Source organism: Curtobacterium sp. TC1 (genome assembly GCF_019844075.1).
Classification (GTDB): Bacteria; Actinomycetota; Actinomycetes; order Actinomycetales; family Microbacteriaceae; genus Curtobacterium.
Window position 1 is genome coordinate 1864187 of sequence record NZ_CP081964.1, and the last position, 14159, is coordinate 1878345.

Annotated in this window: 13 protein-coding genes and 1 other RNA gene; 11 read left to right on the forward strand and 3 right to left on the reverse strand. The window is 72.3% G+C overall.

From position 1 onward, the window contains the following. Window positions 1–28: 28 nt before the first annotated feature. From KZI27_RS09940 to KZI27_RS09975, 8 genes are all read left to right on the forward strand, one after another. Entirely contained in the window at window positions 29–1237 is a 1209-nt protein-coding gene (locus tag KZI27_RS09940) for a multidrug effflux MFS transporter (protein ID WP_261784211.1), read from the forward strand. Window positions 1238–1297: 60 nt separating this feature from the next. Then, window positions 1298–1633: an STAS domain-containing protein gene (locus tag KZI27_RS09945; RefSeq protein WP_123312795.1), complete on the forward strand. Its 336-nt coding sequence runs from the start codon at window positions 1298–1300 to the stop codon at window positions 1631–1633. Further along, window positions 1633–2046: an ATP-binding protein gene (locus KZI27_RS09950; RefSeq protein ID WP_123312794.1), complete on the forward strand. Its 414-nt coding sequence runs from the start codon at window positions 1633–1635 to the stop codon at window positions 2044–2046. Before KZI27_RS09945 ends, KZI27_RS09950 begins: the two co-directional genes overlap by 1 nt. A gap of 107 nt (window positions 2047–2153) precedes the next feature. Then, complete coding sequence (locus KZI27_RS09955; protein ID WP_222660973.1) at window positions 2154–3113, forward strand: AraC family transcriptional regulator; 960 nt, start codon at window positions 2154–2156, stop codon at window positions 3111–3113. A gap of 28 nt (window positions 3114–3141) precedes the next feature. Next, window positions 3142–3726 carry an RBBP9/YdeN family alpha/beta hydrolase gene (locus KZI27_RS09960; protein WP_222660975.1) on the forward strand — a complete coding sequence of 195 codons (585 nt, stop codon included), beginning with the start codon at window positions 3142–3144 and terminating at the stop codon, window positions 3724–3726. A gap of 118 nt (window positions 3727–3844) precedes the next feature. Continuing rightward, window positions 3845–4879, forward strand: coding sequence for a hypothetical protein (locus KZI27_RS09965; protein ID WP_222660977.1), 1035 nt, complete (start codon window positions 3845–3847; stop codon window positions 4877–4879). A gap of 71 nt (window positions 4880–4950) precedes the next feature. Next, the gene (locus tag KZI27_RS09970) at window positions 4951–5808 is read left to right on the forward strand and encodes a Nif3-like dinuclear metal center hexameric protein (RefSeq protein WP_222660979.1); all 858 of its coding nucleotides are present in this window, start codon (window positions 4951–4953) and stop codon (window positions 5806–5808) included. A gap of 2 nt (window positions 5809–5810) precedes the next feature. Next, on the forward strand, window positions 5811–6545 hold the full coding sequence (locus KZI27_RS09975; RefSeq protein ID WP_222660981.1) for a zinc ribbon domain-containing protein: 735 nt from the start codon (window positions 5811–5813) through the stop codon (window positions 6543–6545). Window positions 6546–6696: 151 nt separating this feature from the next. Here KZI27_RS09975 and rnpB read toward each other — a convergent pair. The 3 genes from rnpB to map form a co-directional block, all read right to left on the reverse strand. Continuing rightward, window positions 6697–7057: RNase P RNA component class A (rnpB, locus tag KZI27_RS09980), an RNA gene on the reverse strand. Between the two features lie 239 nt (window positions 7058–7296). Next, the gene (gene ppgK / locus KZI27_RS09985) at window positions 7297–8046 is read right to left on the reverse strand and encodes a polyphosphate--glucose phosphotransferase (RefSeq protein ID WP_123312788.1); all 750 of its coding nucleotides are present in this window, start codon (window positions 8044–8046) and stop codon (window positions 7297–7299) included. 75 nt (window positions 8047–8121) lie between these two features. Beyond that, window positions 8122–8985: a type I methionyl aminopeptidase gene (gene map, locus KZI27_RS09990; protein WP_123313131.1), complete on the reverse strand. Its 864-nt coding sequence runs from the start codon at window positions 8983–8985 to the stop codon at window positions 8122–8124. Between the two features lie 185 nt (window positions 8986–9170). Between map and KZI27_RS09995 the strand changes: the two genes are divergently transcribed. From KZI27_RS09995 to KZI27_RS10005, 3 genes are all read left to right on the forward strand, one after another. Further along, window positions 9171–9350 (forward strand): SPOR domain-containing protein, encoded by a 180-nt coding sequence (locus KZI27_RS09995; RefSeq protein WP_123312787.1) that lies wholly within the window; start codon window positions 9171–9173, stop codon window positions 9348–9350. A 108-nt stretch (window positions 9351–9458) separates the two neighbouring features. Beyond that, on the forward strand, window positions 9459–10796 hold the full coding sequence (gene glnA, locus KZI27_RS10000) for a type I glutamate--ammonia ligase (protein ID WP_123312786.1): 1338 nt from the start codon (window positions 9459–9461) through the stop codon (window positions 10794–10796). A gap of 13 nt (window positions 10797–10809) precedes the next feature. Continuing rightward, a complete protein-coding gene (locus KZI27_RS10005) occupies window positions 10810–13761 on the forward strand; it encodes a bifunctional [glutamine synthetase] adenylyltransferase/[glutamine synthetase]-adenylyl-L-tyrosine phosphorylase (RefSeq protein WP_222660983.1) in 2952 nt (983 codons plus the stop codon). Window positions 13762–14159 lie beyond the last annotated feature (398 nt).

Sequence of the window (14159 nt, forward strand, 5' to 3'; positions counted from 1 at the left end):
CGATTCGGCTGCGCGTAGCGTGTCGACCGTGACGACGGAGCGCATGCGGAAGCCGACGACGACCACCCTGCCGCCGGTCGTGCCACTGGCGCTGATCGTCGGGGTGTCACCGTTCGCCACGGACATGTACATCCCGGCGTTGCCGCAGATCGCGCGCGACCTCGGGACGACACCCGGTGCCGTCCAGCTGTCGCTCACGGCGTTCCTGGTCGCCTTCGCCGTCGGGCAGCTGCTCGTCGGGCCGGTCAGCGACGGGGTCGGCCGGCGGCCGATGCTCGTCGTCGGCACGGCGATGTTCGCGCTCGCCTCGGTGGGGTGCGCCCTCGCGCCGGACGTCGGCACGCTCGTCGTCGCCCGCATCGCGCAGGGGCTCGGCGGCGCCGCCGGTGCGGTCGCCGGCCGGGCGATGGTGTCGGACGTGGCGAGCGGGACCCGGATGGCGAAGGTCTTCGGCACGCTCGCGGCGATCAACGCGATCGGCCCCGTCGTGGCACCGCTCGCCGGGGGAGCCGTGCTGACGCTCGGAACGTGGCGGGTCATGTTCGTCGTGCTCGCGGTGCTCGGCGCGCTGTTCTTCGCGATGGTGCTGCTCTGGTTCCGCGAGACCCTGCCACCGGAGCGACGCGGCGGTGTGGGCTTCGCGGCGAACGGGCGACGCATCCGCGAGTTGCTCGCGATCCCGCGGTTCCGCGCCTACGTGCTGAGCGGAGTGCTCTCGACGGTGGGCTTCTTCGCCTACATCGCGACGAGCTCGTTCGTGTTCCAGACCCAGTTCGGCTTCTCCGAGGGCATGTACACGCTCGTCTTCGCCACGAACGCCTCGATGATGATCGTCACGACGCTGGTGTTCGGTCGCGTCGTCGGGCGGTTCTCCGAGGACTCCCTGCTCACCGCCGGACTGCTCGTCGGCACCACGGGCGCGGCCGCCGTCCTCGTCTCCGCGCTGCTCGACCTCGGCCCGGTGCCGGTCTGGTGCGCGCTGGCGGTCGTCACGGGCGCGTGGGGCTTCGTGCTGCCCGCGGCGATGACCCGCACACAGCACGTCGGCGCGGCGCACCCGGGCACCGCAGCGGCCCTGCAGGGTGGTCTCACCTTCGGGATCGGCGGCTTCGGCACACCGCTCGCCGGCGCCCTCGGCGGGACCGCGCTGGCGATGGGCGGCGTCATGGCGGCGCTCATGGCGGCGGCCGTCGTGGTGCAGATCACCGCGACGCGGCGGGACCGCACCGGGACCTGACACGACGGAGCCGGTAGGTTGCTGGTTGCAAGGCGCACCGACCTGAGGAGGCCACCCGGCATGGACATCGTCGTACACGAAGCGCAGCCCGACACCGCGGTACTGGAGTGCAGTGGACGCCTCAACATGGTGTCCGCCCCGGCGTTCCGCGAGACGGTCGCGCAGGTCGTCGGCAACGGACGTGCCCGCGTCGTGGTCGAGCTCTCGGGTGTCGAGTTCATGGACTCGTCCGGACTCGGCGCACTGGTCGGCAGCCTGAAGACCGCGCGGCAGGCGGGTGGCGACCTCCGCATCGCCGCGCCGTCCGAGCAGGTGCAGATGGTCCTGCAGCTCTCCAACATCGACAAGATCCTCCGCACGTACCCCGACGGGGACGCTGCGGTCACCGACTGGTGATGACCGCCTCCGCCGCCGAGCACACGCTCGCCCTGTCCTGCCCGCCGGACGACGTGTCCGCCGTGCACGAGTTCCTGGCCGGTGTGTGGCAGGACGAGCCGTCGGTGTCCGTCGAGGACCGGATGGCCCTCGAGCTCGCGATCGTCGAACTGACGTCGAACGTGATCGAGCACGGGACGCGCCCGGACGGCGTGACCTGCCGCCTGCGCCTGGAGATCGGAGCGGACCGGTTCTCCGCACTGCTGTCCGACGACGGCGTCGCCGCGACCGTGGACACCGAGGCGGCCCAGCTGCCGGACGGACTCGCCGAGAGCGGCCGCGGACTCGCCCTGGTCCGGATGGTCGTCGACGACCTGCGGTACGAGCGGATCGCCGACGAGAACCGCTGGACGGTCCTGCGCTCCCGGCACTGACCCCGCCCCACCGCCGTTCGTCCGTCTCGCGCACTCCACGGGCCACAATCCGCAAGGTGTCCCGGGGGATTCTCGGGCGACCTGGCCGCCGTGTCACGATTCGCGCGATGACAGCCGAACCGGATCCCAGGATCAGCTTCGAGACGTCGGGGGTCGATCTCGACGCTGCCGTGCACATGTACGAGGACGCCTACGCCAGTGTGGGCTTCACCGCGACGCGCACGGAGCGGCCGTTCGCGTACCGTTTCCGCGTCGTGGGTGACGACGTGATGTCCTTCCGCGCGACCCGGTTCGACGCCCGGATGCAGGGCGAGCTGGACGTCCGCGACGAGTACGTGGTCATGTGGACCACCGACGGGGGCGGACGCGTCGACATCGGCCGGCAGGAGGTCGCGTTCACGCCCGCCGCCCCGATGATGTTCCCGACCGGGCGGCCGTTCGCCTTCGACCTGCAGGACGTCCGGCAGAGCCTGGTGCAGTTCGACCGGACCGCTCTGGAGCGCGTCGCCGCCGAGGTCCACGGTGCCCAGCCGGGCCCGCTCGTCTTCGACCACACGGCGACACCCCGGACGGCGGAACTGCGGGGCTGGAACGCGCAGGTCCAGCGTGCCGCGTCGATCGTGCTCGGTCGGGCGTCGGTCAGTCCGCTCGCCCTGGCCGAGGTCGCCCAGGACACCGCCCGGTCACTGCTCCGCACGTTCCCGCACAAGCTGCTGGCGCCGGACGTGCCCCTGCCGCAGGGTGCGACGGGCCGGGTGCGCGAGGCGGTCGAGTACATGCACGCCTTCGCGCACACGCCGATCTCGACCACCGACGTCGCCGAGCACGTGGGGTTGAGCGTCCGCGGTCTGCAGCAGGCGTTCCAACGCCAGGTCGGTACCGCTCCGAACGCGATGCTGCGCGGGATCCGCCTCGACCGCGTGCGCGAAGAACTCCGCCGCGCGTCGGCGGGCGACCTCACCGTGGCCAGCGTGGCCATGCGGTGGGGCTTCGCGCACCTCGGCCGGTTCTCGGCGGCGTACGCAGCGCGGTTCTCCGAGTACCCGCGCGACACACTGCAGCGCTAGCGCCGGCCGGGTTCGCTACGATTCCCGGGTGAGCAGACCTCGACCGTGGGTGATCGTCCCCGGGATCTGGAACTCCGACGCAGAGCACTGGCAGTCCGTCTGGCAACGCGAGCGCGGCGACGACGCGGTCCGCATCGCGCCGGCGTCCTGGGGGGAGCCGGACCCGGGGGACTGGCGGGACGCGATCTCCCAGGCCGTCGCGGCGTGCGCGGAGCCGCCGGTGCTCGTGGCGCACAGCCTGGGCGTGCTCGCGGTCGCCGACTGGCTCGCCGTCGACCGAGCGGACCGCGCCGGCCCGGGCGAGACCGCCGTCGCCGGTGCCTTCCTCGTGGCACCACCGGACCCCTCGGCACCGGGCTTCCCCGCCGCTGCCTCCGGGTTCACGGCGCCCCGCCCCGTCCCGCTCGGCACCGCGGCGGGCCGCGTTCCGATCCGCATGGTCGTGAGCGACGACGACCCGTACTGCACCGTCGACCGTGCGGTCGCCTTCGCGGACACGATGGGCGCCACGGTGCTCCGTGTCGGCACCCTCGGCCACGTCAACGTCGCCAGCGGCGTCGGCGAGTGGCCGGCCGGTCGTGAGCTCCTCGACGCCTTCGAGCAGACCCTCTGAGACGTGCCCCGGTGTGACGGGCGACACGCCGTTCACGTTCCGGGCGATATGGCAGGGATTGCTGCGACACACCGCGGATGTCCGCAGTTCCGACGCGCGCGATATTTATCCTTCGGACATGGAAACCCAGTCCGGTGCACGCACCCCCCTCGTCGACCCCTTCGGTCGCGAGGTCGAGGAGTGGCTCCGTGACGCCCCGGCGACGCGCACGCCGTACGTGGCGGACCTCGTGGTCCCGCCCGTCACCGGCCCCGTGCAGCGCCCCGGCGTCGCGGCCGAGGCCACCGCCGTCGAGCTGCCGGAAGCCGGCAGCGAGACGACTGCACCGGGCACCGCGACGCTCGTCGTCGACCAGTCGCCGGCAGCTCCCGCGTTCCGCCGTGACCGCGCTCGGCACGCCGCCGTCTGCGCACCGTCGTTCCCCGAACCCCCGGAGCGCCTGGCCCTGCGCATCGAGGACCTCGCGATCGAGGTCTCCTCGTCCACCGGCCGCAGCACCATCGAGCGCATCGTCCTGCTCGAGACCGAGGTCCGGCGTCGTGACGAAGACCTGGCGCGCCTCGCCGCCTGGGAGGCCACGGTCTCCGGTGCCGACGACCCGGAGCTCGCCGCCGCTCGCGACTTCGCCCGGACGGTCTTCGCCGACCTGCTCGAGGACGCCGCCGCCGAGTCGGACCGTCAGGACCGCGCGGCCGCCCGCCGTGCCGCGACCGCCCCGGTCGCCGTGGTGACCGCGCCAGCCCCAGCTCCGGCGGCGGTCGTCCGCCCCGTGCCTGCGGCAGTCGCCGCGCCCGCAGCCGACGTCGTCACGGCGACCCCGGCCGTGGCGCTGGTCGCCCCGGAACGCGACGAGCCCGTGCGACCGGTGCTGGGCCTCCCGGCCGTGTCGCCGGTGTCCGCGAACACGCGACCGACCCCGCTCGTCCAGCCCGCCACCGGACCCACGGTCATCGACCGTGCCGCGTTCGCGGCGGCCCTCACCGCCCACCAGGGCACGACCGCGAGCACGCCCGTCGTCCTGCCGGACGCGGTCGCCGTGCCCGTCGAGACGGCCGCTCCCACGCACCTCGACACCGACACCGACGAGCCGGCCCGGCCCGGCTGGTGGTCGCGGCTCGTCGCCGGCCTGCTGCGTGTGCTCGGTCGCCGCTGACCGGGAGGCCCGGATCACCCCGCGCGGACCGGTTGCCGGTGCCGACGCGGTCGCCTCGGTAGACTGACCGGATGCCGACGCTCCGCGAACTCCAGGCCGTGATCGAAGACCTGTGGCCCGCCGCAGGAGCCGAGTCGTGGGACGCCGTCGGGCTGGTCGCCGGAGACCCCGACGCCGCCGTCGAGCACGTCCACCTGGCGGTCGACGCCGTCCCCGCGACCGCACGCGAGACGGTCGAGCTCGGCGCCGGACTCCTCCTCACGCACCACCCGCTGCTGCTGCGCGGCGTCACGACGATCGCCGAGTCGACCTACAAGGGCAGCGTCCTCGCGACCCTCGTGCGCGGTGGCAGCGCCCTGGTCGCCGCCCACACCAACGCGGACGTCGTCACCACCGGCACCTCGGCGGTGCTCGCCGACCGCATCGGGCTGACCGACCAGCGCCCCCTCGACCCCGGGTCCGGCCCCGGCGCCGACCCCGCGACGGGCATCGGCCGCGTCGGCGTCCTCGCCGAGGGCACCACGCTCGGGGCGCTGGCGCGGAAGCTCGTCGACCTGCTGCCGCCCACCGCGACCGGCGTGCGGGTCTCCGGCGACTTCGACCAGCCCGTCCGCACCGTGGCGCTGTGCGCCGGCGCGGGGGACTCGCTGCTCGGGCACCCCGCCGTCCTCGCGGCCGACGTGTACATCACGAGCGACCTCCGCCACCACCCGGCGTCCGAGTTCCGCGAACAGGCCCTGCTCGGCGGCGGCCCCGCCCTCATCGACACCTCGCACTGGGCCACCGAGTGGCTCTGGCTCGACGTCGCGGCCGCGCAACTGCGCGACGCCGCCGGCGTCCGGGTCACCGTGAGCGACCTCCGCACCGACCCGTGGGACTTCGCGGTCCTGCCGGCGGCCGAACCCACCACCCCCACTGAAGGAGTCTGACCATGAAGGCAGCACCCGAGGACCAGGTCATCCTCCTCGACGTCCAACGACTCGACAACGACGTCACCCGCATCGCGCACCGGATCACGTCGCTGCAGAAGGGCGACCAGCTCACCGAACTCGGCACCAAGGCGGCCGGGCTGCGCAGCGAACTCGTCGCCGCGACCGGCCTGGTCGAGGACGCCGAACGCGAACTCGCCCGTCTCGAGTCAGACACCGCAACCGCGCAGGCCCGCGTCGAACGCGACACCACGATGCTGCAGAACGTGTCGAACTCGAAGGACGCGGCCGGGCTGCAGAACGAGCTCGAGTCGCTCCAGCGCCGCATCGGCGGCCTCGAGACCGCCGAGCTCGAGGTCATGGAGAACCTCGACGGGCTCCGCGCCCGGGTCGGCGACGTCGAGGCCCAGCTCGCCGACGTCGAGGCAGCCCGCTCCGGCCTGGTCGCCGAGCGCGACGCCGAGATCGCGCGGCTGTCGTCGGACCGCGCGTCCGCCGAGCAGGCCCGCGCCGACGTCGCCGCGAAGGTGCCGGCCGAGCTGCTCGCGCTCTACGACCGGCAGCGCGCCCGCTACGGCTTCGGTGCGTCGCTGCTGCAGGGCGGTGTGTCGACGGCGTCGGGCGTCGCGCTGAACAACTCGGACCTGCAGGACATCCGTCGGGCCGCTCCGGACGACGTGGTGCTCTGCCCGGACAGTGACGCGATCCTGGTGCGCACGGCCGAGTCGGGGCTGTAGCGCGCCGCGGCGCTCGCACGGTGCGGGGTCCGTCGCCTGGTGCGAGCTTGCACGCTCGGTGCGGCGTTGTGGCGCTGCACCGAGCGTGCAACCTCGCACGGGATAGCGAGCGCCGCACCGTGCGTTGAGCACGGGGCTCGTGCAAGTGGGGCGAATGGGCCGGCCGTACGCCGGGTTCTGTCCCGCCGCTTGCACGGCGGTGACGGCCATCTCTCTCGGACCGACGTTGCCGTCGGCCTCCAGCGGTCTACCCGAGGACTCGGCGAGCAGCCTCGGCGTCCTCTGTCTGACCTTGCTCCGGGCGAGGTTTACCGAGCGGATCCGGTCACCCGGACCCCTGGTGGTCTCTTACACCACCGTTTCACCCTTACCGACGTTGCCGCCGGCGGTCTGCTTTCTGTGGCACTGTCTCGCGGATTGCTCCGGGTGGGTGTTACCCACCGCCCTGCTCTGTGGAGCCCGGACGTTCCTCGGCACTCCCGGGGGAGTGACGCGACCGTCTCACCGACCCATTCGCAGATCCGAGTCTACCGGCCCCGCGCCCGCGCCCGTGCCCCGGCCCGTGCCCCGGCCCCCGAGGTTCCGAAATCTCGGCATGTCGGCGCGCACCAGGGGTCTCCGTGGAACCTCGGCGCACCGCAGACGGCGAGTCGTGGAACCTCGGTGCGACCGGCCGGGTGCGTCGAACCGCGCCGAACAACTCCCACACCACACGGTGCGGGCCGGAGTGCGGTCTGGGCGGATCGCCGGGTCAGGCGCTGCGCGCGGCCAGGGTCGCAGCGCCGATGATGCCGGCGTTGTTGCGCAGGGTCGCGGGGATGATCTCCGCCTGCAGGTCGAGCAGCGGCAGGAACTCCTCGTACTGCTTCGACACACCACCACCGACGACGAACAGCTCGGGGGAGAGCAGCGCCTCGAGCGTCGAGTAGTACGTCTGCAGGCGCTTCGCCCAGTGCTTCCAGGACAGGTCGTCGCGCTCCTTGGCGGCGAACGAGGCCCGCGACTCGGCGTCGTGCCCGTCGATCTCCAGGTGCCCGAGCTCCGAGTTGACGATGAGCACCCCGTCGTTGATGAGCGCGCTGCCGATCCCGGTGCCGAGGGTGGTCACGATGACCAGGCCGTCCTTGCCCTTCGCCGCACCGAACTGCTGCTCGGCGAACCCGGCGGCGTCGGCGTCGTTCACGAAGTGGATGGCGCGGCCGAGCTCCTTCTCGAACAGCGCCTCGGCCTCGAAGCCGATCCACTTCTTCGAGACGTTCGCGGCGGACATGGTCTTGCCGTCCCGCACGATCGCGGGGAAGCACACGCCCACGGGGACGTCGGCCGCGGGGGCGAGCTCCTCGAGGATCGAGGCGACGACGGCGGTGATGTCGTGGGGCTTCCCGCCTTCCGGGGTGGCCTTCTTGATGCGGTCCGTGGTGAGTTCACCGGACGCGACGTCGACGATCGCGCCCTTGATGCCCGTACCACCGATGTCGACGCCGACTGCGAGGGAGGTCATGAGGTTGTCGTGCCTTTCGGTTGCCTGCCGGAGTGCCCGGTCAGGAAGAGGGTCCCGTCAGGGAGACGGATCCGGTCAGGAGACGGTGAGGAGCTCCGCGCCGCGCTCGGTGACGACGAGGGTGTGCTCGAACTGCGCGGTCCACGACTTGTCGCGCGTCGAGACCGTCCAGTCGTCGGACCAGATGTCGGCCTCGATCCCGCCGAGCGTGAGCATGGGCTCGATGGTGAACACCATGCCCGGTTCGATCACCGTGTCGTACTGCGGTGCGTCGTAGTGCGGGATGATCAGCCCGGAGTGGAAGGCCCGACCGACGCCGTGGCCGGTGTAGTCCCGGACGACGCCGTAGCCGAAGCGCTTCGCGTAGGCCTCGATGGCGCGGCCGATGACGTTCACCTGCCGGCCGGGGGCGACGGCCTTGATGCCGCGCTCGAGGGCGAGTCGCGTGCGGGTCACGAGGTCCTCGACCTCCTGCGACGCCTGCCCGACGACGAACGTGCGGTTCGTGTCGCCGTGCATCCCGTCCTTGTAGGCGGTGATGTCGATGTTGACGAGGTCGCCCTCCTGCAGGACGGTGTCGTCCGGGATGCCGTGGCAGATGACCTCGTTGAGGCTCGAGCACAGCGACTTCGGGTACCCGCGGTACCCGAGCGTCGAGGGGTAGGCGCCGTGCGCCACCACGAACTCGTGGCCGATGCGGTCGAGTTCGTCCGTGGTCACGCCCGGGCGGATCGCGGCGCCGACGGCGTCGATGGCCTGCGAGGCGATGCGGCCGGCGGTGCGGATGCGCTCGACCTCGTCCGGCGAGTACGTGTCGCCCAGGCCGTGCTCGTGCGGTTCGACCTTGCCGACGTACTCCGGACGCTCGATGTCCTTCGGGACTGCCCGGTGCGGGGAGATGCGGCCAGCGGTCAGGTGTCCGTGTTCGTCCCGGGGCATGCCGACCACTCTAGCCGCGGCGCGACGCGCCGAGCGCAACCGCCCCCACGGTGCGGCCCGACGGGGTGGGCGTGACCGCCCCACGGTGCGGCCCGACGGGGTGGGCGCGACCGCCTGGAGGCCCGGTGCCGGTCCGCCGGACCGGCACCGGGCTTCCAGGCCGTCACCTGGGTACGGTGGGCGACATGAGCGACGAGCGCATCGAGTCCCAGTGGTGGTTCAACGACAAGACCGGTCAGGTCGAGCAGGGGCCGCAGTCCCCGCAGCGCGACCGCATCGGCCCGTTCGACACGCGTGAGGAAGCTCAGCACGCCCTCGACCGGATCGCCGCGAACAACGAGAAGTGGGACGCCGAGGACCAGTGAGCCGGACACGTGCCGTGGCGGCGCGTCGCACGGCCCCGCGCACACCGCCGGACCACTAGCCTGGGACGAGGCCCGCCCGCGGCCACCCGATACACGGAAAGGTCGTGCATGGACAAGCAGACGGACTTCGTGCTCCGCACCATCGAGGAGCGCGGCATCAAGTTCATCCGACTCTGGTTCACGGACGTCATCGGGACCCTCAAGTCGGTGGCGATCGCCCCGGCCGAGGTCGAGGGCGCGTTCGCCGAGGGCATCGGGTTCGACGGCTCCGCGATCGAGGGCCTGTCCCGTTCGTACGAGGCCGACGTGCTCGCGCACCCGGACCCCTCGACGTTCCAGATCCTGCCGTGGCGCGGCGAGATCGACCCGACCGCGCGGATGTTCTGCGACATCACGACGCCGGACGGGCAGCCCGCCGTCGCCGACCCGCGCAACGTGCTGAAGCGCACGCTGGCCCGGGCGAGTGAGCGCGGCTTCACCTTCTACACGCACCCCGAGATCGAGTTCTACCTGCTCAAGAGCCGTGAGTGGAAGGACGGCGGCCCGCAGCCCGTCGACCAGGCCGGCTACTTCGACAACGTCCCCGGCGGCAGCGCGCACGACTTCCGACGCCGCTCCGTCCGGATGCTCGAGGACCTGGGCATCTCGGTGGAGTTCAGCCATCACGAGGCCGGTCCGGGCCAGAACGAGATCGACCTCCGGTACGCCGACGCGCTGACGATGGCGGACAACATCATGACCTTCCGCACGGTGGTGAAGGAGGTCGCGATCGAGCAGGGCGTCTACGCGACGTTCATGCCAAAGCCGATCTCCGGGCAGCCGGGTTCGGGCATGCACACGCACGTATCGCTGTTCGAGGGCGACCAGAACGCGTTCTACGAGGCCGGCGGCGAGTACCAGCTGTCCCGGACCGCCAAGCACTTCATCGCCGGTGTGCTCAAGCACGCACCGGAGATCACCGCGGTCACGAACCAGTTCGTCAACTCGTACAAGCGCCTCTGGGGTGGCGACGAGGCCCCGTCCTTCGTGACCTGGGGTCACAACAACCGTTCCGCGCTCGTGCGCGTGCCGCTGTACAAGCCGAACAAGGGCCAGTCCTCGCGCATCGAGTACCGCGGCATCGACTCGGCGGCGAACCCGTACCTGGCGTACTCGCTGCTGCTCGCGGCGGGCCTCAAGGGCATCGAGGAAGAGTACGAACTGCCGGCCGAGGCCGAGCACGACGTCTGGAGCCTGACCGACGCCGAGCGCCGTGCCCTCGGGTACAGCCAGCTGCCGTCGAGCCTCGACCACGCCCTCAGCCTGATGGAGGACTCCGAGCTGGTCGCCGAGACGCTCGGCGAGCACGTGTTCAACTTCGTGCTGCTCAACAAGCGGCAGGAGTGGAAGCGGTACCGCGACCAGGTCACGCCGTTCGAGCTCGACACCAACCTCGGCGCCCTCTGAGCGAGCGCACCACATGACCGGTCGGACGACGTCGTCGCGCTCCGAGTTGGCCCGCCTGGGGTTCGCCGAGCTGTCGGAGAGCCTCGAGCGGATCGCCGACCTGGAGGCGCGGTTCGGCTCCGTCGTCCCGCTGCCGGTCAGCGGCACCCCTGCGCTCTGGGGCATCACCGCGGATCCCGACGGTGCGCTGCGGTTGCTGGAACGGCTGCTCGAGCGTGCTCCCGACGAGTTGCGCCCCGTCCTGGCGGACGAGGCAGCGACCGAGCGGCTCATCCGGCTGCTGGGCGCCTCGGTCGGCCTCGGGGAGTTCCTGCACCGCCGACCGGCCGAGCTCGCGCTGCTGCTCGAGCCCGTCGTCGCACCCTGGTCGCAGGAGCGGTACACGGCGTCCCTGATCGACGCGATCGACGGCGCCACCGGCGAGGAGGCGCGGATGTGCCTGCGGGTGCGGTACCGCCGGCACCTCGCCCAGATCGCCCTGTACGACGTGCTGCACCCGTCGCCGACGGAGGCCTTCCCGGCGGTCGCCGCCGGACTGGCCGACCTGGCCGGGGCAGCGCTCGACGCCGCGGTCGACGTGGCCCGGCGAGAGGTCCCGTTCCCGGCGGCCGACGTCGCCGCGACCCCGCTCGCCGTGATCGCGATGGGCAAGGCCGGCGCCCGTGAGCTGAACTACGTCAGCGACGTCGACGTCATCTTCGTCACCGAGTCCACCGACGAGGTCAGCACCGACCGCGCCGTCCTCATCGCGACGCGGATCGCGATCGCCGCGACCCACGCGATCACCGACCTGGCCGCCGAGCCCGGTCTGTGGGAGGTCGACGCGAACCTGCGACCGGAGGGCAAGGACGGTGCCCTCGTCCGCACGCTCGACTCGCACGTCGCCTACTACGAGCGCTGGGCGAAGTCGTGGGAGTTCCAGGCGTTGCTGAAGGCGCGGCCGATCGCCGGTTCGGCCGACCTCGGTGCCCGCTACGCCGACGCCGTCGCCCCGTTCGTCTGGAGCTCGTCGGCGCGCCCCGGGTTCGTCGAGTCGGTCCAGCGCATGCGCGAACGCGTCACCGAGCACATCCCCGACGGCGAGGTCGACCGGCAGCTGAAGCTCGGTCCCGGCGGGCTGCGCGACGTCGAGTTCACCGTGCAGCTCCTGCAGCTCGTGCACGGCCGCGACGACGAGTCGGTCCGGGTCCGGTCCACCCTCGAGGCGATGGACGCCCTGACGGCTGCCGGCTACGTGGGGCGGGCCGAGGCCGCACGTTTCGGCCCGGACTACGCGTTGCTCCGCGTCCTCGAGCACCGCATCCAGCTCCGCCGGTTGCAGCGGACGCATCTGATGCCGACGGACGAGGAAGAGCTGCGTGTCCTCGCCCGGTCGAGCGGCGTCGCCACCTCGGCCTCCGCGCTCGAGACCCGCTGGCGTGCCGTCAAGCTCGAGGTCCGCGGCCTGCACGAGCGGCTGTTCTACCGGCCCCTGCTGTCCGCCGTCGCCGCGACCGAGGACGAGATCGTCCTGACCGACGACCAGGTCGTCGATCGTCTCGGCGCGATCGGGTTCGTCGACCCGCCCGGTGCGTTGCGGCACATCCGGGCACTCACGCAGGGGACGAGCCGACGGGCGGCGATCCAGCGGAACCTGCTGCCGGTGCTCCTGCGGTGGATGGCCGAGGGGCCGGCACCCGACCGGGCACTGCTGGCGTTCCGACGGCTCAGCGACACGCTGGGGGAGTCGAGCTGGTTCCTCCGGATGCTCCGCGACTCGTCCGGGGCGGCGCACTCGCTCACCACGGTGCTGTCCGAGTCGGCGTTCCTGTCCGGACTCCTCGAACGCTTCCCCGAGGCCGTCGCCTGGCTCGACGAACCCGAAGCGCTCCTCCGCGCCCGCCCGATGGACTCGCTGCTCGCCGAGATGACCGCGACGACCGCGCGGCACGGCAACGACGTCGACGGGGCGGCCGGCCTGCTGCGCTCGGCCCGTCGCCGCGAGACCCTGCGCCTCGGCATGGCCGCGGTGCTCGGGCACCTCGATGTGGACGCCCTCGGTGCGGCGCTCAGCGACGTGACCGAGGCGACGCTCGCCGGGGCACTCGCGCTCGCCCGACGGGACGCCCCGGCGGACTTCGAGTTCGGGATCATCGCGATGGGCCGGTACGGCGGCCGTGAGCTCGGGTTCGGCTCCGACGCCGACGTGCTCTACGTCTACCGTGCCCCGGACCTGGCGACCGAGGTGGCCTCCCGGACGGCGCAGACCATCGTGCGCGAGCTGAACCGGCTCACCGAGGACACCGTCCACCCGCTCGACCTCGACATCGACCTGCGCCCCGAGGGGAAGAACGGCCCCGTGGCCCGCACCCTCGAGTCGTACGGTGCCTACTACGCCCGGTGGTCGCTGACGTGGGAGGCGCAGGCGCTGCTCCGTGCCCGCGGCGCCGTGGGGGACGCGCAGCTGCTCCGCGACTTCGAGCACCTGGCGGACCGCACGCGCTACCCGGAGCGGATCGACGAGCACGAGGTGCGCGAGGTCCGGCGGATCAAGGCGCGCGTCGAATCCGAGCGGCTGCCGCGCGGTGCCGACCCGGCACGCCACCTCAAGCTCGGTCGCGGCTCACTGAGCGACGTCGAATGGTTCGTCCAGCTCCTGCAGCTCCAGCACGCACTCGAGGTCCCGGCGCTCCGCACCACGTCGACGCTCGAGGCGCTCGACGGTGCGGTGTCGGCGGGGTTCGTCAGCGCCGAGGACGGTGAGCGGCTGGGTGCGGCCTGGCGCTTCGCCTCGCGGACGCGCAGCGCCCTGGTGCTCTGGTCGGGGAAGACGACGGACGTGCTGCCCGTCGACCGCGTGCAGCTCGAGGGCGTCGCGCGGCTGATGGAGTACCCGCCCGGCTCGGCGAGCCAGCTGGAAGAGGACTACCTCGGCGTCACCCGGCGTGCACGCCAGGTGTTCGAGCGCGAGTTCTACGGCGCCTGACGCGCCGCCGACGCGACCGTGATGCGTCGGCGGCGCGACCGCGACGCGTCGGCGGCGCGACCGCGACGCGTCGCCGATACGACCGCGACACGCCCGGGCATGCTCCCCGGAGCCGAAGGTGACGGGACGTCGGAGGTTAATTCCCCGTGTCGCGCACCGTCCCCCGTTCGTTTCGGACTGTACCCCGAGCGCCGTCAGTGGGCCGGTCGTTACCGTGTCGTGACCACCCCGCTCCGGTCTGCCGGCCGACGTGCCGGAGGTGCGCGCCGACTCGCCCGGTGACCATGTCCTGAACAGGGGTTTCCCGGGGTGGCGATCCGCGCCTCCCGGCATCACTCGTCGGGTACCAGGGTGACCGACCGGGTGGACCCGGTCCGCAGGAGTGCTGTCAGCACGAG

Bases quoted from the DNA above. Each gene is read 5' to 3' on its own strand.
- KZI27_RS09945 (WP_123312795.1), top strand. From the start codon at position 1,298: ATGGACATCGTCGTACACGAAGCGCAGCCCGACACCGCGGTACTGGAG.
- KZI27_RS09950 (WP_123312794.1), top strand. From the start codon at position 1,633: ATGACCGCCTCCGCCGCCGAGCACACGCTCGCCCTGTCCTGCCCGCCG.
- KZI27_RS09955 (WP_222660973.1), top strand. From the start codon at position 2,154: ATGACAGCCGAACCGGATCCCAGGATCAGCTTCGAGACGTCGGGGGTC.
- KZI27_RS09965 (WP_222660977.1), top strand. From the start codon at position 3,845: ATGGAAACCCAGTCCGGTGCACGCACCCCCCTCGTCGACCCCTTCGGT.
- KZI27_RS09970 (WP_222660979.1), top strand. From the start codon at position 4,951: ATGCCGACGCTCCGCGAACTCCAGGCCGTGATCGAAGACCTGTGGCCC.
- KZI27_RS09975 (WP_222660981.1), top strand. From the start codon at position 5,811: ATGAAGGCAGCACCCGAGGACCAGGTCATCCTCCTCGACGTCCAACGA.
- ppgK (WP_123312788.1), bottom strand. From the start codon at position 8,046: ATGACCTCCCTCGCAGTCGGCGTCGACATCGGTGGTACGGGCATCAAG.
- map (WP_123313131.1), bottom strand. From the start codon at position 8,985: ATGCCCCGGGACGAACACGGACACCTGACCGCTGGCCGCATCTCCCCG.
- KZI27_RS09995 (WP_123312787.1), top strand. From the start codon at position 9,171: ATGAGCGACGAGCGCATCGAGTCCCAGTGGTGGTTCAACGACAAGACC.
- glnA (WP_123312786.1), top strand. From the start codon at position 9,459: ATGGACAAGCAGACGGACTTCGTGCTCCGCACCATCGAGGAGCGCGGC.
- KZI27_RS10005 (WP_222660983.1), top strand. From the start codon at position 10,810: ATGACCGGTCGGACGACGTCGTCGCGCTCCGAGTTGGCCCGCCTGGGG.